17 protein-coding genes and 1 pseudogene are annotated in these 18,355 nt (G+C 71.0%); 9 read left to right on the top strand and 9 right to left on the bottom strand.

What is annotated here, in order from left to right:
* Window positions 1-2 precede the first annotated feature (2 nt).
* Window positions 3-1,121 carry a YbfB/YjiJ family MFS transporter gene (locus HNQ70_RS06980; protein WP_343060712.1) on the top strand — a complete coding sequence of 373 codons (1,119 nt, stop codon included), beginning with the start codon at window positions 3-5 and terminating at the stop codon, window positions 1,119-1,121.
* 113 nt (window positions 1,122-1,234) lie between these two features.
* On the opposite strand, the gene ypfJ is transcribed toward HNQ70_RS06980, so the two are convergent.
* A complete protein-coding gene (gene ypfJ / locus HNQ70_RS06975; protein ID WP_183965722.1) occupies window positions 1,235-2,113 on the bottom strand; it encodes a KPN_02809 family neutral zinc metallopeptidase in 879 nt (292 codons plus the stop codon).
* A gap of 126 nt (window positions 2,114-2,239) precedes the next feature.
* On the opposite strand from ypfJ, the gene acsA reads away from it, so the two are divergent.
* From acsA to HNQ70_RS06935, 8 genes are all read left to right on the top strand, one after another.
* Window positions 2,240-3,964 carry an acetate--CoA ligase gene (acsA, locus tag HNQ70_RS06970; protein ID WP_183966689.1) on the top strand — a complete coding sequence of 575 codons (1,725 nt, stop codon included), beginning with the start codon at window positions 2,240-2,242 and terminating at the stop codon, window positions 3,962-3,964.
* A 70-nt stretch (window positions 3,965-4,034) separates the two neighbouring features.
* Window positions 4,035-5,054 (top strand): pyruvate dehydrogenase (acetyl-transferring) E1 component subunit alpha, encoded by a 1,020-nt coding sequence (pdhA, locus tag HNQ70_RS06965; RefSeq protein WP_183965720.1) that lies wholly within the window; start codon window positions 4,035-4,037, stop codon window positions 5,052-5,054.
* A gap of 103 nt (window positions 5,055-5,157) precedes the next feature.
* The gene (locus HNQ70_RS06960) at window positions 5,158-6,147 is read left to right on the top strand and encodes an alpha-ketoacid dehydrogenase subunit beta (protein ID WP_183965718.1); all 990 of its coding nucleotides are present in this window, start codon (window positions 5,158-5,160) and stop codon (window positions 6,145-6,147) included.
* A complete protein-coding gene (locus tag HNQ70_RS06955; protein WP_183965716.1) occupies window positions 6,144-7,679 on the top strand; it encodes a 2-oxo acid dehydrogenase subunit E2 in 1,536 nt (511 codons plus the stop codon). The genes HNQ70_RS06960 and HNQ70_RS06955 overlap by 4 nt, the downstream gene beginning before the upstream one ends.
* Before the next feature lie 33 nt (window positions 7,680-7,712).
* A complete protein-coding gene (locus HNQ70_RS06950) occupies window positions 7,713-7,964 on the top strand; it encodes an acyl carrier protein (RefSeq protein ID WP_183965714.1) in 252 nt (83 codons plus the stop codon).
* 46 nt (window positions 7,965-8,010) lie between these two features.
* Window positions 8,011-8,781 carry a DUF2189 domain-containing protein gene (locus HNQ70_RS06945; RefSeq protein ID WP_183965712.1) on the top strand — a complete coding sequence of 257 codons (771 nt, stop codon included), beginning with the start codon at window positions 8,011-8,013 and terminating at the stop codon, window positions 8,779-8,781.
* Window positions 8,782-8,796: 15 nt separating this feature from the next.
* On the top strand, window positions 8,797-9,006 hold the full coding sequence (locus HNQ70_RS06940) for a DUF2788 domain-containing protein (RefSeq protein ID WP_183965710.1): 210 nt from the start codon (window positions 8,797-8,799) through the stop codon (window positions 9,004-9,006).
* Between the two features lie 46 nt (window positions 9,007-9,052).
* Window positions 9,053-10,231: an MFS transporter gene (locus tag HNQ70_RS06935; protein WP_183965707.1), complete on the top strand. Its 1,179-nt coding sequence runs from the start codon at window positions 9,053-9,055 to the stop codon at window positions 10,229-10,231.
* Between the two features lie 16 nt (window positions 10,232-10,247).
* Here HNQ70_RS06935 and HNQ70_RS06930 read toward each other — a convergent pair whose 3' ends face one another.
* The 8 genes and pseudogenes from HNQ70_RS06930 to HNQ70_RS06900 all read right to left on the bottom strand — a co-directional run bounded on the left by HNQ70_RS06930 (window position 10,248) and on the right by HNQ70_RS06900 (window position 18,277).
* A complete protein-coding gene (locus HNQ70_RS06930) occupies window positions 10,248-11,531 on the bottom strand; it encodes a flavin-dependent oxidoreductase (RefSeq protein ID WP_183965705.1) in 1,284 nt (427 codons plus the stop codon).
* 27 nt (window positions 11,532-11,558) lie between these two features.
* Entirely contained in the window at window positions 11,559-14,684 is a 3,126-nt protein-coding gene (locus HNQ70_RS06925; RefSeq protein ID WP_183965703.1) for a DEAD/DEAH box helicase, read from the bottom strand.
* Window positions 14,685-14,743: 59 nt separating this feature from the next.
* Window positions 14,744-15,064, bottom strand: coding sequence for a HigA family addiction module antitoxin (locus HNQ70_RS06920; RefSeq protein ID WP_183965701.1), 321 nt, complete (start codon window positions 15,062-15,064; stop codon window positions 14,744-14,746).
* A 26-nt stretch (window positions 15,065-15,090) separates the two neighbouring features.
* Complete coding sequence (locus HNQ70_RS06915; protein WP_183965699.1) at window positions 15,091-16,092, bottom strand: NADP-dependent oxidoreductase; 1,002 nt, start codon at window positions 16,090-16,092, stop codon at window positions 15,091-15,093.
* A 199-nt stretch (window positions 16,093-16,291) separates the two neighbouring features.
* Window positions 16,292-17,278, bottom strand: coding sequence for a tyrosine-type recombinase/integrase (locus HNQ70_RS06910; RefSeq protein WP_183965697.1), 987 nt, complete (start codon window positions 17,276-17,278; stop codon window positions 16,292-16,294).
* Between the two features lie 14 nt (window positions 17,279-17,292).
* A pseudogene (locus HNQ70_RS20625) lies at window positions 17,293-17,433 on the bottom strand (helix-turn-helix domain-containing protein); the annotation flags it as partial.
* 98 nt (window positions 17,434-17,531) lie between these two features.
* Window positions 17,532-17,771, bottom strand: a complete 240-nt coding sequence (locus HNQ70_RS06905; protein ID WP_183965695.1) for a hypothetical protein — start codon at window positions 17,769-17,771, stop codon at window positions 17,532-17,534.
* Complete coding sequence (locus HNQ70_RS06900; RefSeq protein WP_183965693.1) at window positions 17,768-18,277, bottom strand: hypothetical protein; 510 nt, start codon at window positions 18,275-18,277, stop codon at window positions 17,768-17,770. Before HNQ70_RS06900 ends, HNQ70_RS06905 begins: the two co-directional genes overlap by 4 nt.
* Between the last annotated feature and the right edge of the window lie 78 nt (window positions 18,278-18,355).

Below are 18,355 nucleotides of genomic sequence, written 5' to 3'. Positions count from 1 at the left end.
ATATAGTCCGGCGATGGTCCGCGCGCTTCGCCTATGCGCTGGTGCTGCCCGCGATGCGCGCCGACCTTGGATGGACTTGGGCGCAGGCCGGCTGGCTGAACACGGTCAACGCGGCCGGCTACCTCGCCGGCGCCGTGCTGACCCGCCTGCTGGTGGTGCGGCTGGGAAACCGGCGGATATTCCAGGCGGGGATGCTGGTCACTGCGCTGGCGATCCTCGCGGCCGGGCTCACCCGCGATCTCGGCCTGCTGTCGGCGGCTCGCCTGGTGGCGGGCGTCAGCGGCGCTGCCGTGTTCATCTGCGGCGGTGCCCTGGCCGCCAGCGTCTGGCCCGAACGCCCGTCCTTCGCCACCACCTCGATCGTCGTCTACATCGGCGCGGCCGGCATCGGCATGGTGCTGTCCGGAGCGGGCATTCCGCTGCTGCTGGATGCCAGGGGCGATGCCGTCTGGCCGGTCGTCTGGCAGGCGATGGGCGGGGTCTCGCTCGCGATGGCGCTGGCCGCGGCCTGGGCGGCCACCCGGATCGCGGAGCCCGGGGCGGCGGCGGGCGACGCCCGGTGGAGCGCCAGGCCCTTTGCGTTCCAGATGCTCGGCTACCTGATGTTCGCGGTCGGCTACATCGGCTACATGACCTTCGTGATCGCGCTGATGCGCGAGAACGGCGCCGGCACCGGCGCGGTGATCGCCACCTGGAGCCTGCTCGGGCTGGCCTCGCTGGCGGCGCCCTTCCTGTGGCACGGCCCCTTCGAGCGCTGGCCCGGGGGCCGGCCGATGGCGGCCGGCCTCGCCTGTCTGGCGTTTGGAGCGGTGCTGGCGCTGGTGCTGGCGGACGGCGACTGGATGCCGCTGTCAGCGCTGCTGTTCGGCATCGGCATGTTCTGCGTGCCGGCCTCGGTCACCGTGCTGGTCAAGCGCGGGCTGGCGCCGCGCGCCTGGGGGTCGGCGATGGCCGTGTTCACCATCGTGTTCGGCGCCGGCCAGGTGGTCGGCCCAGTGCTCACCGGCTGGCTGGCGGACCTCAGCGGCTCGCTGCGCCCGGGCCTCGCCGCCTCGGTGGGGGTGCTGGCGCTGGGCGCAGTGCTGGCGCTGCTGCAGAAGGAGCCTGCGCCCCGCGCCTAGAGGTCATGGTCGCGTGTGCCTGTGCCTGTGCCTTGTGCGGGGGGCCATGGCGTGCAAAGCATGACCTGTCGAGGTACACGCCCCGAACGCGATCGATCCCTCTCCCCGCGTTCTCAGCGGCCCGCGAAGGTGTCGCAGGCCTGGACGCTGCCGCTCTCGAAGCCTCTCGAAAACCATTGCATCCGCTGTTGCGAGGTGCCGTGGGTGAAGGCGTCCGGCACCACCGTGCCCTGGGTGCGGCGCTGGATGTTGTCGTCGCCGACCGCGGCCGCGGCGCGCATGGCCTCCTCGACGTCGCCAGGCTCGAGCCACTGCCGGCTCTGCTGCGAGTGGTGCGCCCAGATGCCCGCGTAGCAGTCCGCCTGCAGCTCGAGCAGCACCGAGAGCTGGTTGTACTGCGACTGGCCGACGCGGCTTCGCATCCCCTGCACCTTGTCCATCGTGCCGATCAGGTTCTGCACGTGATGGCCCACCTCGTGCGCGATCACGTAGGCTTGCGCGGTGTCGCCGGCGGCGCCGAAGCGCTGGTGCAGCAGCTGGAAGAAGCTCAGGTCGACGTAGACCTTGCGGTCGCCGGGGCAGTAGAACGGTCCCGCGGCGGCGTCGCCCAGGCCGCAGGCGCTCGAAGTGCGGCCGCTGAACAGGACCAGCGTGGGCGGGGTGTAGCGGGCCCCTGCCTGCTGGAAGATCTTCTGCCAGGTGTCCTCGGTGCTCGCCAGCACCACCGAGGCGAACTGGCCGCCCTCATCCTGGGGCTTCTGCCCGGGCTGGGTCTGCGGAGCGGTCTGCGTCGTGCTCACGCCCAGGTCGCCGCCGCCGGTGAGCAGCGACAGCACGGTCATCGGGTTGATGCCGAACAGCCAGGCTGCCAGAAAGGCGATCACGATGGTGCCGAGACCCACGCCGCCGCGCCCGATCGACAACCCGCGGCCACCGGAGGCGCCGCGGCGATCCTCCACGTTCGAGCTTTCCCGTTCTCCCCGCCACCGCATCGCATCCTCCGCTGGCCCGATCGGCCGTCATTATCGGCGCCCGTCGACGGGCGCACCTTGCGAGGATGCTACCGCGTCGGGGGGCGGAGCGCGCGCCGATGCTTCGGTGGAAACCCTTCGGCGCCGATTGACAATTGGCAGGGCGCCGCGCGCCGGGCCTTCTCCTGGGAGGCGGCGCGTGCGCAGCTGCACGGCCTCCCCGGCGGTGGCCTGAACATCGCCTTCGAAGCAGTCGACCGCCATGCCGCGGGCCCGCTGCGGGACCGGACCGCCCTGCGCTTCGTATCCGCCACTGCGCCCCCGCTCGACCTGAGCTACGGCGAGCTCGCGCGCCGCACCAGCCGCTTCGCCAACGTGCTGCGCGGCCTGGGCGTGGGCAGGGGCGACCGCCTCTTCGTGCTCGCCGGCCGTATCCCGGAGCTCTACGTGGCGGTGCTGGGTGCGCTGAAGAACGGCACCGTGGTCACCCCGCTGTTCTCCGCCTTCGGCCCCGAGCCGATCGCCACGCGGATCAACATCGGCGAGGGCAGCGTGCTGGTCACCACCGACGCGCTCTACGAGCGCAAGCTGGCCAAGGTGCGCGACGCCATGCCTTCGCTGAAGCACGTGCTGCTGGTGGCCGAGGAAGGCGGCGCCACCGGCATTCCCGGCACGCTGGACTTGGCCGCGCTGATGGCGGCCGCCTCGGACGAGGCCAGGGTCGAGCCCACCATGCCGGAGGACCCGTCGCTGCTGCACTTCACCAGCGGCACCACCGGCACTCCCAAGGGCGCGATCCACGTCCATGGTGCGGTGGTCACCCACCACGCCACCGGCCGCTACGCGCTGGACCTGCACTCCGAGGACCGCTACTGGTGCACCGCCGACCCCGGCTGGGTCACCGGCACCTCGTACGGCATCATCGCGCCGCTGCTGCACGGCGTGACCTCGCTGGTGGACCGCGAGGAGTTCGACGCCCAGCGCTGGTACCGGCTGCTTGCCGAGGAGCGCATCAGCGTCTGGTACACCGCGCCCACCGCGATCCGCATGCTGATGAAGTCGGGCGCCGAGGTCGCCCGTGCGCATGCCTACCCGGAGCTGCGCTTCATCGCCAGCGTCGGCGAGCCGCTGAACCCCGAGGCGGTCTGGTGGGGCAAGGAGGTGCTGGGCCTGCCCATCCATGACAACTGGTGGCAGACCGAGACCGGCGGCATCATGATCGCCAACACCCCCGCCTTCGACATCAAGCCCGGCTCGATGGGGCGTCCGCTGCCGGGCATCGACGCTTTCGTGGTCGAGCACCTGGAGGTCGAGGGCGAGCCGCCCAAGGTGCGGGTGATCGACGAGCCCGGTGTGGAAGGAGAGCTCGCGCTGCGCGCCGGCTGGCCGTCGATGTTCCGCGGCTACCTGAACAACGAGGTGCGCTACCGCAAGAGTTTCGACGGCGAGCTCTACCTGAGCGGCGACCTGGTCAGCCGCGACGCCGACGGCTACTACTGGTTCGTCGGCCGCGCCGACGACGTCATCAAGTCCGCCGGCCACCTGATCGGGCCCTTCGAGGTGGAGAGCGTGCTGATGGAGCACCCGGCGGTGGCCGAGGCCGGAGTCATCGGCAAGCCCGATCCCACGGTGGGGGAGGTTGTCAAGGCCTTCGTGTCGCTGAAGACGGGCCACGCGGAGAGCGAGGCGCTGCGCAAGGACATCCTGGGCCACGCCCGAAAGCGGCTGGGCGCCGCGGTGGCGCCCAAGGAGATCGCCTTCCTGCCGGTGCTGCCGCGCACCCGCAGCGGCAAGATCATGCGCAGGCTGCTCAAGGCGCGTGAGCTCGGGTTGCCCGAAGGCGACACCTCGACGCTGGAGGCCGGGTCGTGAGGGCGCTGGCAGGGAATCGGGCGCAGGGGATGAGCCCGGCCAGGCAGCCCGTCATCTCAGGAGGGATCGCATGAGCACTCGGGTGGACCCGCCGCCCTCCGGGCCGGTGCGCTGGGACAAGTCCCTGGCGCTGAAGATCCTCGCCGACATGGTGCGCATCCGCCGGATGGAGGAGCGCTGCGCCGAGCTCTACGGCAAGCAGAAGATCCGCGGCTTCCTGCACCTCTACATCGGCGAGGAGGCCGTGGCGGTGGGCGCGCTCAACGCGCTGCGCGCCGACGACAACGTGGTGGCCACCTATCGCGAGCATGGGCATGCGCTGGTGCGCGGACTGCCGATGAAGTCGATCATGGCCGAGATGTTCGGCAGGCAGGAGGGCTGCGCGCGCGGCCGCGGCGGCTCGATGCACCTGTTCGACGCGGCCACGCGGCTCTACGGCGGCAACGCGATCGTCGCCGGCGGCCTGCCGCTGGCAGCGGGCCTCGCGATGGCCGACCGGATGCAGGGCCGGCGCGCGCTCACCGCCTGCTTCTTCGGCGACGGCGCGGTCGCCGAGGGCGCCTTCCACGAGGCGATGAACCTGGCCGCGGTCTGGAAGCTGCCGGTGCTGTTCGTCTGCGAGAACAACCTGTACGCGATGGGCACCGCCATCGAGCGCTACGAGTCGCAGGCCGATCTCTGCGTGAAGGCCTCTTCCTACGGGATGCCGGCCACGCGGGTCGACGGCATGGACGTGGCCGCGGTGCGCGAGGCGGTGCAGGGCGCCGCCGAGCTGGTCCGCGACGGCGGCGGGCCTATGTTCGTGGAGTGCCGCACCTATCGTTTCCGCGCCCACTCGATGTTCGACGCGGAGCTCTACCGCTCGAAGGAGGAGGTGGAGGCGTGGAAGACCCGCGGCCCGATCCACACCTTCAGCGCGCGGCTCAAGGCGCAGGGCACGCTGACCGAGGAGGAATTCCTCGCGATCGACGCCGCCGCGCAGGCCGAGGTAGAGGAGGCGGTGGCCTTCGCGGAGGCGGGCAGCTGGGAGCCGGTGGAGGAGCTGCTGCGCGACGTGCATACGCCGGCGGCACCGGAGGAGGCGCGATGAAGCCCCGATTCGAGGAGACACGACGGGCGGGCGGTGCGCCGCTGCGTGGCAGCATCAGTCAGACGGTCCATGGGCGCCGACGCCGCCCGGGGGGCATCGAAGCATGAGCGCAGTGCGCAAGCTCAGTTTCCGCGAGGCGCTGCGCGAGGCGCACCGCGAGGCGCTGGCCGCCGACCCGCGCGTGTTCCTGATGGGCGAGGACGTGGGCCGCTACGGCGGCACCTACGCGGTGTCCAAGGGACTGCTCGAGGAGTTCGGCCCGGAGCGCGTGCGCGACACGCCGCTCTCCGAGCTGGGCTTCACCGGCGCCGGCATCGGAGCGGCGCTCGGCGGCATGCGGCCGATCGTCGAGATCATGACGGTCAACTTCAGCCTGCTGGCGCTCGACCAGATCGTAAACAGTGCCGCGCTGCTGCGGCACATGTCCGGCGGCCAGTTCTCGGTGCCGCTGGTGATCCGGATGGCCACGGGCGCCGGGCGCCAGCTCGCTGCCCAGCATTCGCACAGCCTGGAGGGCTGGTACGCGCACGTCCCCGGCCTGAAGGTGCTGATGCCGGGCACCATCGAGGATGCGCGAGGCATGCTGGCCGGCGCGCTCGCCGACCCCGATCCGGTGATCATCTTCGAGCACGTGCAGCTCTACAACCTGGAGGGCGAACTGCCCGAGCCCTGTCGCGTGGAGATCGCCGGAGCCAGGGTGCGCAGGCCGGGCAGCCAGGTGGTCCTGATCGCCTGGGGCGGCTGCCTGCCCAAGGCCATGCAGGCGGCCGAGGAACTGGCCACGCAGGGCATCGACGCAGAAGTTCTCGACCTGCGCGTGCTGCGGCCGCTGGACACCGCCGCGATCGTCGAATCGGTGCGCCGCTGCCGGCGCGCGGTGGTGGTCGACGAGGGCTGGCGCACCGGCAGCCTCGCCGCGGAAATCGTCGCGATCGCCATGGAGCAGGCTTTCTACGACCTGGACGCGCCGGTGGCGCGCGTGTGCAGCGAGGAGGTGCCCATCCCCTACGCGAAGCACATGGAGGAGGCTGCGCTGCCGCAGGTGCCGAAGATCGTCGCCGTCGCGCTCGGGCTCTTCGGAGGCGCATCGTGATCCGCTTCGAGCTGCCCTCGCTGGGCGCGGACATGGACGAGGGCACGCTGCTCGAATGGAAGGTGAAGCCCGGCGACGCGGTGGCGCGCGGCCAGGTGATCGCCGTGGTGGACACCTCGAAGGCCGCAGTGGAAGTCGAGATCTGGCATGCCGGCACGGTGGTCGAACTGCTGGTGCAGCCCGGCGAGAAGTTCCCGGTGGGCACTGTGATGGTGACGCTGACGGAGGCGGGGGAGGCGGCCGCCGCTGCTGCGCCTGCTGCTGCGGCGGCACCCGCGCCCGTCGCAGCTCCGGCGCCCGCCGCAGCATCACCCGTCGCAGCATCACCCGTCGCAGCATCGGCACCGGTCGCTGAGCAGGCACCGGTCGCTGAGCAGGCACCGGTCGCTGAGCAGGCACCGGTTGCTGAGCCGGCACCGGTCGCTGAGCCGGCACCGGTCGCAGCGCCGGCGCCTGTCGCAGCGCCGGCCGCTCCGGCACCCGCCCCCGTAGCCGGTGCTGCGCCGCCCCGGCCTGTCATCGCGCCCGCAGGACCGCCGCCGCTCACCGCGGTCCGGCGCCCGATCTCTCCCGCTGCGCGCAGGCGAGCCCGCGAGCTCGACCTCGATCCGGATCGCCTCACCGGCACCGGTCCCGGCGGCGCGGTGACGATCGCCGACGTGGAACAGGCCGCGGCAAGCGCCGTGCCGTCCGCCCAGAACGGAGACTCCGTCGCGGTGGCCGCAGCCGCGGCCGGACCATCGGCCGCGTCGGTGTCTGCCCCCGCCGCCGCCGCCGCGTCTGCCCCCGCTGCCGAGGGCGCTCCCCCGCCGGCCGCCGCCCGGTCCGCTGCCGATGCCTCCCGCACCGACCGCCAGAAGGCCATGCGCGCGGCCATCGCCGCCGCGATGAGCCGGTCCAAGCGCGAGATCCCGCACTACTACCTGTCCGAGACCATCCCGATGGCGCACGCGCTGGGCTGGCTGGCGCAGCGCAACGCCGGCCTGCCGATCACCGAGCGCATCCTGCCCGCGGTGCTGCAGTTGAAGGCCGTGGCAGTGGCGCTGCGCCGCACGCCCGAGCTCAACGGCTTCAATCGCGACGGCGTCTTCCAGCCGAGCGCGGTGGTGCATGCCGGCGTGGCGATCTCGCTGCGCGCCGGCGCCGGGCTGGTGGCGCCCGCGCTGCACGACGTCGGCACCCGCAGTCTCGAGGACCTGATGCGCGGCCTGGCCGACCTGGTCAAGCGCGCCCGCGCGGGTTCGCTGCGCAGCTCCGAGATGTCCGACCCCACGATCACCGTCACCAACCTGGGCGACCAGGGCGTCGATTCGGTGTTCGGTGTCATCTACCCGCCGCAGGTCGCCATCGTCGGCTTCGGGCGGGTCGTGGAGCGCGCGTGGGCGCAGGACGGCTGGATGCGGCCGATGCCCGTGACCGTGGCCAGCCTGGCCGCCGACCACCGGGTCTCCGACGGACATCGCGGCGCGGTGTTCCTGGCCGAGCTGCGCGACTGGCTGCAGCACCCGCAGGAACTCGCCGACGAGAAGTGACCGGATCGAAGGGAAGCAGCAATGGAAGCAGCAATGGACGAACAGACGCTCAAGCGCAGGATCCTGGAGATCCTGATGGAGATCGCGCCCGAGGTGGAGCCGGCCGAGATCCGCCCCGAGCGCACGCTGCGCAGCCAGGTCGACCTGGACTCGATGGACTGGCTCAATTTCCGGGTCGCGCTGCACCAGCAGCTCCAGGTGGAGATTCCCGAGGCCGATTACCAGAAGCTGGTCACCCTGGACGACCTGATCCGCTACCTGCAGGCGAAGATCGGCCCGGGCTGAGGAGGCGGCGCCGACGGCGGGCGAGCGGGGCGGCTACCATAGGCGGATGACCGACCCCGTGATCACCGCCCCCGTGCGGCCGCTCGACAACGCAAGCGCGCTGCGCTGGCTCGCCCTGGGCTGGCAGGACCTGGTCCGTGCCCCGCTGCCCAGCCTGCTGCATGGCCTGGTGTTCCTCGCCGCCGGCGCAGCCATCGCTGCGATCGGCTGGGGGCGCCACGACCTGCTGGCCGGCGCCTTCTCCGGCTTCCTTCTGCTCGCGCCGATGCTCTCCGCGGGGCTCTACGAGGTGAGCCGCCGGCTCGCACGCGGCGAGCGTCCCACGGTGGCCGACGTGCTGGCGGTCTGGGTGCGCGGCGGGCCGTGCATGGTGCGGCTCGGCATCCTGCTCGCGCTGCTGGGCACGCTCTGGGTCGGGCTGTCGATGCTGATCGTGTCGGCGTCCACCGGCAACCCCGGCGGCGGCGTCGGGCAGTTCCTGCGCGGCTTCGTGCTGGCGTCCGATCCGCTGCCCTTCCTGCTCTGGCTGGCCGCCGGCGGCGTGTTCGCCGCGCTGGTGTTCGCCATCGGCGCGGTGGCGGTGCCCATGCTGCTCGACCGCGAGGTGAACATGCGCACCGCGGTGCTCACCAGCGTTCGCGCGGTCGGCGAGAACCCGGCTGCCATGGGCCTGTGGGCCGCGCTGGTGATGCTGCTCACGCTGGTGGGGCTGGCCACCGTGGTCGGGCTGGTGGTGCTGGTGCCGCTGCTGGGCCACGCCACCTGGCACGCGTACTCGGACAGCGTGGACGCGGCCTCGCTGCCGCCGCGCTACTGAAGGGCGGGCCGCGAAATGTTCGGCTTCACCGAGGAGCAGGTCTCCAACTTCGGCGTCACCTTCGGGCTGGCCGCCTTCATCGGCTTCATGCTGTTCATCATCTGGAACCTGGCGCGCCAGTCCAAGGCCGGCAAGCTGGGAACCTTCGTGCTGTTCTTCGTGCTCGCGTTCGGCATGCTCGGCTTCATCGCGAAGACGATCATCCAGTGGGCGATGGGAATGTGAGCCGCATGGACAGCGTCGTAGACACCGGCGGCCGGACGTCCGCCGCATGAGCGCAGCCGGCGCGATGACGCCGCGCCAGCGCACCGTGGCCGCGATCGCCGCCGCCACGGTGCTGAACCTGCCTTTCGGCACCATCTACGCGTTCAGCGTCTTCCTGCGCCCGATGGAGGCGATGCTTGGCATCGGGCGCGCGCAGATGAGCCTGGTGTTCGCGCTGGCCACCATCAGCCTCACCGTGGGGATGAATGTCGCGCCCTGGCTCTACCGGCGGCTGCCAGCGGTCGCCCTGGTGCTGGCCGCGGGGGCCTGCAGCGCCGCCGGCCTGTGGCTGACCGCGGCTGCCGACGGTTTCGCCGAACTGCTGCTCGGCTACGGGGTGATGTTCGGCCTCGGAGGCGGCGTGGCCTTCATCCTGGTGCAGCAGGGCGTCAACCAGACGATGGCCATGCCCAGCGGCCTGGTCAACGGCTTCATCGTGGCCCTGTATCCGCTGGGCGCGATGATCGGCGCGCCGGTGTTCGGCTGGGCGATCGACGCCTGGGGCCTGCGCCAGACGCTGGCGGGGCTCGGCGTGACGGTGCTGCTCGCCGCGGCGATCGCGGGCTGGCTGATGCGGGTGGCGCGCATCGCGATGCACGACGCCAGCACCGGCGGCGGCGCCGACGCCGACCCGCACTGGGGACTGTTCGCCAGGCTCTTCCTGGTCTTCTTCTTCGCGGCCGCGGCCGGCCTGATGGTGATGAGCCAGGCCGCGGGCATCGTCCAGGCCTACGGCGGCAGGACCGCGCTGGCGCTGGGCGCCACCACGCTGATCACCGGCCTGATCGCCGCCGCGCGCACCGGCGGCGGCTGGCTGGTCGACCGCTTCCCCGTGCCGCGGGTGGCCATCGGCGCGCATCTCTGGTCGCTGGCCGGGGTGCTCATCCTCACCCTCTGGCCGGGACCGCTGGTGGCGATCCCCGCGCTGTCGATGATCGGCATGGGCTACGGAATCGTCTCCGGGCTCACCGCCGGAGCGATCGCCCAGTACTGGCACCGCAACGCCTTCGGCCTGGTCGCGGGGCGGCTCTACATCGCCTGGTGCGTCGCCGCGGTCAGCCTGCCGGTGCTCGCCGGCTGGCTGTTCGATCGCACCGAGGGCTATGGCGCTGCGGTGATGATCGCGGGGGCCGGCAACGTGCTGGGGATGCTGGCGGCGGCGGGGCTGCCGGCGCGCAGGCGGTGAGCCCGATCAGCGGTAATCAGCGGTAACGTGAGCGCGCAGCGAGCACCGCGGGCGGTGTCATCGGCGGCGACGCGTTGAGTGCCTGCAGGTCGAAGCCCGCCTTGCGCTTGTAGGCCAGCGCGATCGCCTCGCGCTCTGCCATCGGCAGCACCGTCTCCAGGTCGTCGTAGCCGCCGGGCGCGCGCTCCTCCACCATGTCCAGGATGACGTCGGCGCCCTCGGCGCGGTGGGCCTGCAGCAGCCCCGTCATCGCCGGGCGGCGCGCCGCGTCGTAGGCGGTCAGCGCCTCGTCGACGCCTTCGCGCGTGGCCAGTTCGAGCGCCAGCCGGCGCGCATCCAGGATGGCCTGCGCGGCGCCGTTGGAGCCGATCGGGTACATCGCGTGCGCCGCGTCGCCCAGCAGCACGACGCGTCCGAACACCCAGCCGGGCAGCGGGTCGCGGTCGCTCATCGGATACTCGTAGATCGTTTCCGTCGCGTTCACCAGGGCAGGGATGTCCAGCACTTCGCGCGACCAGTCCGCGTAGTAGGGCAGGAAGGCCTCGCGCGAACCCTTGCGGTTCCAGTCGGTCACCGTGCGAAAGCCCTCGGCCTGGTCGGCCACGTCGGCGATCCAGTTGATCAGCTGGCGCCCGTCGTCCAGCTGACGGATCGGATAACAGACGAACTTGGTCTTCGCGTTTCCCGAAATCGCCATCGTGGCGCCGCTCAGGAAGGGCCTGGCCAGCGTGGTGCCGCGCCACAGGATCATGCCGCCCCACTTCGGCGGGCCCTCGTTGGGGAAGAATCTGGCGCGGATCGCCGAGTGGATGCCGTCGGCCGCGATCACCAGGTCGGACTCCACTGGCGGCAGCGCCGCACCGTCGCTGCGGCGCTGGAACCGCACCGTGGCGCGTTCGCCCGTGCTGGAAACGTCGACCGCCTGGTGGTCGGGCACCACCGCGTCAGGTCCCATGCGAGCGAGCACCGCATCGTGCAGCAGCATCTGCAGCGTGCCGCGGTGGATCGACACCTGCGGCCAGCGATAGCCCGCCAGCCGCCCGCGCGGCTCGCGCCAGATGATGTCGCCGCCGCGCGTGGCGTAGACCACCTCGCGCGTGAGCACCCCGGCCGCTTCGAGCGCCGACAGCAGCCCGAGGTCCTCCAGCTCCTTGACCGCATGCGGCAGCACGTTGATGCCCACGCCCAGCGGACGGAGCTGCGCGGCGGCTTCGTAGACGCGGCAGGAGATGCCGGCCGCGTGCAGCGAGAGCGCTGCGGTGAGGCCGCCGATGCCGGCGCCGACGATGGTGACTTGCATCCGATCCTCCCTGGTTCGCGTCACGCGTCACGCGTCCCGCAGCACGCTGAACCGGCGGAACAGCTCCGCGCCCAGCGGCTGCGCCAGCCGCCAGGTGATGCCGATCGGTCCGCGCCCGTCGTATTCGTGGGATTCGAGCTCCACCCGCCCCGCGAACGCGAACGCCGCATCCCGATCTTCGCGCAGGAACAGGAAGAAGCGCCAGCCGTTGCCCGGGCTTTCCAGGTAGCGGCGCCCAGAGGCATTCGACGGATTGGCGCGGTTCTGCGTCTTCCAGTGGAAGCGCGCCGGGCTGATCGCGTAGTCGTCGTAGCGCACCGTCTCGCTGAAACCCTCGCGCTTGTCCAGCGTGACGAACAGCAGTTCGATGCGTTCGTCGTTCAGCAGCAGCACGCCTTCCCGGTGCGCGGGGCGCCTGGCCGCGTTCGCGTGGCCCGCTGCCGCCTGCACCTGGCGCCTGCCATAGCGGGCGTGCAGCGCCAGCGGCCATTGCGCGGGCGCACCATCGGCCGCGACGGCGCCCACGTCGCTCGCGTCCCAGAGCAGCTGGAAGAGCTCGCGCAGTTCCTGCGCCACGGCGGGGTGCGCATCGAGCAGAGCGCGGAAGTCGTCGCTGGTCACCAGGTCGCGTTCGTGCAGCATCTGGTGCGCGAGCATCAGCACCTGACGCTCGCCTGCGTCGCCACCGTCGAGCCAGGCGAACCACGCCGCCAGCAGGCCGGGATCGTCAACGTGGACCAGCGTGCCGATCCGTGCAAGCAGGTCCTCGTCGCGCGGGCCGGGCGGCGGCGCGGAAAGGCCGACGGCCCGCTTCAGTGCGGTCCACGAGCGGCGCGAATCGTAGAGCTCGGCGGGCGAGATCATCTGGCTCGACAGGAAATCGGCCAGCCTCGGCGGCCCTTCGCTGCTGGCGGCCCAGGCCGCCAGCTCGCGCTGCAGCCGCAGGTTGCCGGTGCGCAGCGACTGTCGAAGGTTCTCGAGCACCCGCTCGCGGGACACCCGATCCAGCTGCAGGTGGCAGCCAGAGGGCAGCAGCCCGAAACCCTGGTCGACCGACTGCTGCAGCTGGCGGCGCCCCATGCCGGTGAGGCCGCGGTAAAGCAGGTCGAAACGATAGTCCGCGCCGTACTGGCCGATGAAGTCCAGGATCAGGCAGCTGGCCTTGCCGTCGTGCAGGCGCAGGCCACGGCCGATCTGCTGCTGGAACACCACCGGGCTCTGCGTGGGCCGCAGCAGCAGCAGCGTGTTGACCGACGGGATGTCCACGCCCTCGTTGAACAGGTTCACCGTGCACAGCGCGCGCAGCTCGCCGCTCTCCAGGCGCCCGATCGCGTCGGCGCGAACCGCCTGCGGGTCCTCGCCGGAGAGCGCCTGCGCGGCCAGTCCCCTGGCGGACAGGAAGGCGGCCATGAAGCGCGCGTGCTCGACGCTCACGCAGAATGCGAGCGCCTTCATCGCGCCCAGGTCGTCGACGTAGCGCTCGATCGCCTGCAGCACGCTGCGTGCGCGCACCTGGCTCGCGCCGACGATCCGGCCCAGCTGCTGGAGTTCGCCCGCGCGGCCCCAGTCCACGCCGCGCAGGTCGACCTCGTCGCTGCTGGCGAAGTACTCGAAAGGGCACAGCAGCTGCTGGTCGAGCGCGTCCCAGAGGCGCAGCGAGCAGGCAGGCGAGCCGTCCGGGCGGGCATCGAACCAGGCGTTGAGTGACTTGCCGTCAGCACGCTCAGGCGTCGCAGTCAGCCCGAGCAGGAGCCGTGGACGCAGCTCGCGCAGCAAGGCGTCGAAGGTGGGCGCCGGAACGTGGTGCGCCTCGTCGACGATCGCCATCGCCCAGAATTCCGCGCCGAGCTTCTGCACCAGCTGCCGCGCCGACAGCGTCTGGATCATCGCGAACAGGTGGTCGTGACTTGCCGGCCGAGTCTCGCCGTCGAGGATCTCGCCGAAGCTGCCGTCGCGCAGCACCTGCCGGAAGGTGTCACGCGCCTGTTCCAGGATGCGGCGCTGGTGCGCCACGAACAGCAGCCTCGGGCGCCCGCCGGCGCGCCCGCACAGTCGCTTGTAGTCGAAGGCTGAAACCACGGTCTTGCCGGTGCCGGTGGCGGCCACCAGCAGGTTGCGGCTGCGCCCTTGCGCGCGTTCGTGATCCAGGCGGTCGAGCATCGCCTGCTGGAAGGGCTTGGGCTGCAGGTCGAACCAGGTTCGAACCATTGGCGCCGTGCTGCCCGCGCCCGCACGCTGCTCGGCCAGCGCACGCTCCAGGGCCTCGCCGTGCGTGGGGTTGCGCGGGTCGTAGGACTGGAACTCCGGGTCCTCCCAGTGCGCTTCGAAGCTCGCGCGCGCCGCCTCGAACAGCGCGGGCTCGCGCGCCTGCGAGATCTTCAGCGTCCACTCGATGCCGTCGATCAGCGCCGACTTCGACAGGTTGGCGCTGCCCACGAAGGCCGTGCCGAAGCCGTTGGCGCGGCCGAACATCCAGGCCTTGGCATGCAGGCGCTCGCGCCGGCCGTCCAGCGACACGCGCAGCTCCACGCCGGGCAGGCTCGCCAGCGCGTCCACCGCCCGCCGGTCGGTCGCGCCCATGTAGGTCGTCGTCAGGATGCGGATCTTCGTACGTGTCGCGCCGCTCGCGTCCGCCGCGGTGGCGCGCTCGAACACGTCCTGCAGCTTGCGCAGCCCGCTCCACTTGATGAAGCTGATGATCAGGTCCAGCCGATGCGCAGTGCCGAGCTCCGCGCGCAGCTCCGAGTAGAGGCTGGGCTCGCCCTTGGCCGACGTGAACAGCCATGGGTACCGCAGGCCGGTGCGCGGCAAGGTCGGCCGCAGGCTGGGCTCGTGGATCGCGCGCAGCACCCGCAGCTGGGGCGATGGCAGGGGCAGGGCGGAGGCAGGCACGCTGGTGCGCGCCGCCTGCATCAGCGCCGCCATCAGTTTCAGCTCCCGGCGCGCCGCCTCCGCTTCCTGCTCGGAGCCGCTGGCCACTGCATCGAGCAGCTCGGGCACGCGGGCCGAGAACTCGTCGGCCAGCAGCTGCCGGCGCTCGGACTCGCCGGGGACATCGGTCCAGGCGCGCCCTTCACGCTCCAGGCGCTGGATCTCGTCCCATTCGCCTTCGTGGACGAGGCGCTGGTAGATGCCGAGGGGGAGGGTGGACAAGAGGGGGTGCGCCGGCGCAGCGGATCAGGGCCCACGGTGCGGGCTTGGACGGGGCCGGGTCATGCGCCAGCTCCGGATGCCGCTGCGGGCCAAGGCCTGATTTTCTCGAGTACCCCCTCGAGGGAATCGCGAGCGCACTCCATGTCGTACCTGGCCTGCGCGCGCAGCCACCAGCCGTCAGATAGCCCGAAGAACCTGCAGAACCGCAGATCCGTATCGGCGGTGACTGCGCGCTTGCCTGCCACGATTTCGCTTATGCGCTGCGCCGGCACCCCGATCTCCTTGGCCAGCCGGTACTGCGAGATTCCCATCGGCTTCAGGAATTCCTCCGCGAGAATCTCGCCGGGAGTGATCGGCGGAAGTTTCGTGGTCTTGCCCATGCCCCGGCTCCTGATGCTTCAGCGGATCACTCAGCCGCCACCTGCACCAGCCGCTTCCCGATCGCCTCGCCCTTCATCATCCCGATCAGCGCCGTCGGCGCCTGCTCCAGCCCCTGCACGATGTCCTCGTGGAAGTGCATCTCGCCGTCGCGGAACCAGGGCGCAACGCGCGCCTGGTAGGCAGGCAGCTTGTGGATGTGGTCGTAGATGATGAAGCCGGTCATCTGGATGCGCTTGCTGAGCAGGGCCTGCAGCCCGCGGATGCCGCGGTCCTCGGTCTCGTTGTAGGCGGAGATCATCCCGCACACAGGGAAGCGCGCCATGATGTTCGCGTGGCGCAGCGCAGCTTCCAGCGTGCTGCCGCCCACGTTATCGAAATACACGTCGATGCCCTTGGGGCAGAGTTCCGCCAGCGCTTCGTCGACGCTGCGGGTCTTGTAGTTGAAGGCCGCGTCGAAGCCGCAGCGCTCCAGCACATAGGCCACCTTGTCGTCGCTGCCCACCGAGCCCACCACGCGCGCGCCGGCACGCTTGGCGAACTGCCCGGCCAGCTGGCCCACCGCGCCAGCGGCCGAGGAGATGAAGACCGTATCCCCAGGCGCGGGATTGCCGAGCTCGATGGCGCCCACCCATGCGGTCAGGCCGGGCATTCCCAGCGCCGAGATGGCCAGGCTGGGCTTGCCCAGCGACGGGTCGATCAGCGTGAGCCCTTCGCCGCGCGGCGTCAGGCAGCGCAGCGCCCACGGCAGGAACCCCCAGACCCAGTCGCCCTTGCGAAAGCGCGCGTTCTGCGACTCCAGCACCCGCCCGACCACGCGCGAGACCATTGGCCGGTCCAGCGCGAAGCCGGGCGCGTAGGAGGGACCCTCGTTCATCCGGCCGCGCAGGTAGGGGTCCAGCGACAGCCAGACCGCCTCCACCACCACGTCCTGCGGCCCGCAGGCGGGCTCCGGACATTGCTCGAGGCGGAAGCAGGATTCGTCGGGCCAGCCGACGGGACGCTTGGCGAGTACGATTTGCTTGTTCATAAGCCAATGTAGCGCGATTCGCCGGGGCTGGCGTTCCACGCCCGCGGGTTCCTGCGCGTGGCGGATCGCCGCCGGTATACTCGGCGCCACCTCGCGAAGGGGACGGGCCTCTAGCTCATGACGGTTAGAGCAGCGGACTCATAATCCGTGTGCACCCTGGGGGGAGCGGCTGTTGTGGGGCCGTTTCTGCCAGCGCCGGTCAGGCCCTGCGCTTCGGCTTCTGCTCGAAAATCGACTCCAGCAGCGCCGACTTGCGCTCCGTGTAGAGGTGCGCGTAGCGGTTCGTCGCCTGGGCCGTGCGGTGCCCAAGCACCTCGCCAACCTGCTTGAGCGTGGCGCCGGCATCGGTCAACGCGGAGGCCGTCGAGTGCCGAAGGTCGTGCGGTCGGATGTGATCGAGGCCGACGGCCTGGCGGGCCTCGCGGAATAGCCTGCTGTGCCAGGTGTAGTCGTGCGGCATCGGCCAGTGCCTGGCGTAGCGACGGAAGCGCGGCAGCACGGGCTTCAACTCGCGGTCGCCGTTCTTCGTCTCCGGCATCAGGAAGGCCGCGCCGCCGTCGACAGGCTCGGCGCGGAATAGCTCTCCCGGTCGGCTGCCCGTGGCGAAGGTCAGCAGCACCCAGGCCCTGGTCGGCGGGTCGCTGATCGCGCGAGCCAGCATCAGCACCTCGGCGCGGCGCAGGTAGTGGTGCCGCGCGTTGTTCACGCTCGGCATGGGCATCGCCGCGATCCAGTCCTTCGACCCGATGGAGTGGTATTTGAGCGCGTAGCTGGCGGCGGCTCGGAGCGTGGCCAGCCTCTGGCGGATGGTCGCCGGCTTCAGCTCGCCAGCGTGAGCCTTCGCGTAGGCCCGGGCCACCTTGCCGATTTCGTCCATGCCGCGGCCCTGGTAATCGGGGAACAGGTGCGCGAGGTTCCGGGCGGCGTTCAGGCCGTCGCGCAGCTGCGGCACGCGCTCGCGCAGGTAGAGGTCGACGGCGACGTCGATCAGCGGGACGCTGCTGACGCGCTTCCCGGTAGACAGACGAGCGTAGGTGCGCGCCGTTTCTTGCTCGTCGTAGCGCCGCGCTTGAGCTTCACTCCAGCCGCGCGGAAGGAGGCGGCTAGATCTATGCCGCTGCCCGTCGAGCGTGGCTTTGAACTGCCAGCGCCAGCGGCCGCGGGCTTCGTCGAAGTAGAGCGACATGATTCCAGGTAGGCGATGACGTCGGCCTCGGAGAAGCGGACGGCGCGGCCGAAGCGCAGGCATGGCAGCGGCCCGTTCGGAGCCGCCAAAGCGTAAACCGTCCGGGTGTCCAGGCGCAACCGCTGGGCGACCTCCTCGGCGGTCAGGATGGTCACCTCAGCCCTCCCTCACCTGACCCGCACCAGCCACAGCCCGCACCAGGCGTAGACCGGGCGCAGTGCGTGCATGATCCTCCGCTTGCGTTGGCGCATTGTCATTCCTGCCTCCGCTGCCAGTCGCTCAGGACGCTCAGGGTCAGCATGCCGACCGGGATCGAGAGCGCGCCTGCCGACACGGCTATCAGGCCGCGCATGCTCGCGGTGGACCAGTCCTGCTGGATGAGCGTGTCGCCCAGCGCGACCCATGCAGCCGCGTCGATGAGCGCAACGACTGCCGGAATCGCCAGCAGCACCGCCGGCAGCATGGCGAGGATGGTGATGATGGTGCGCTTCATCGTCCAAGCCCCACGCGAACGTCGACTCTCGCCACGATGTTTTGCGCCGGCTCGCCCACGCGCGCCATCGTGGCGAATTCGACCTCTACCCCTTGGACGACAAGGCCGGTGTCGGCCTGGAACTTGTGCACCCGATCCGACAGGTAGCGCAGGATGTCGTCCTGCATCTGCCAGTGCGCCCGGCGCAGGTCTTCGGCGGTGAATCTCTGGCTGTCCATCGTTGCCTCCTGTCCAAGCGGCTTCGCGCTCAGGATGATGTCTGGCTCGCATCCGGCGAGGGTGATCGGCTCGGTGCCGATGCCGAAGTCGGCGGGGTTCGGCCACGGTTCGTGCATCTCGACCAGCGAGCGGGCGAACTCGATCATCGCCTCGCCGGCCCGAGTGATCGCTTCCTCGTCACTGGCCGGCGGCGTGTAGGGCTCTTCGATTGCTGCGGCGTAGATCGCCCGGGCGCGCTCCGTGTAGAGGCGCACGGCTCGGAGGTAGCCGGTGAGGTCGGCGGTCATCCCAACCCCCACGCAATCAGCACCGCAATTCCCGCCAGCCCGGCCCCGGCGAGGATGGCCAGCAGCACCCAGGCGACG

Source organism: Quisquiliibacterium transsilvanicum, from assembly GCF_014202215.1.
Classification (GTDB): Bacteria; Pseudomonadota; Gammaproteobacteria; order Burkholderiales; family Burkholderiaceae_E; genus Quisquiliibacterium; species Quisquiliibacterium transsilvanicum.
Note: the sequence above shows the minus strand (reverse complement) of the source record. Positions and strands in the feature narration are given on the sequence as shown.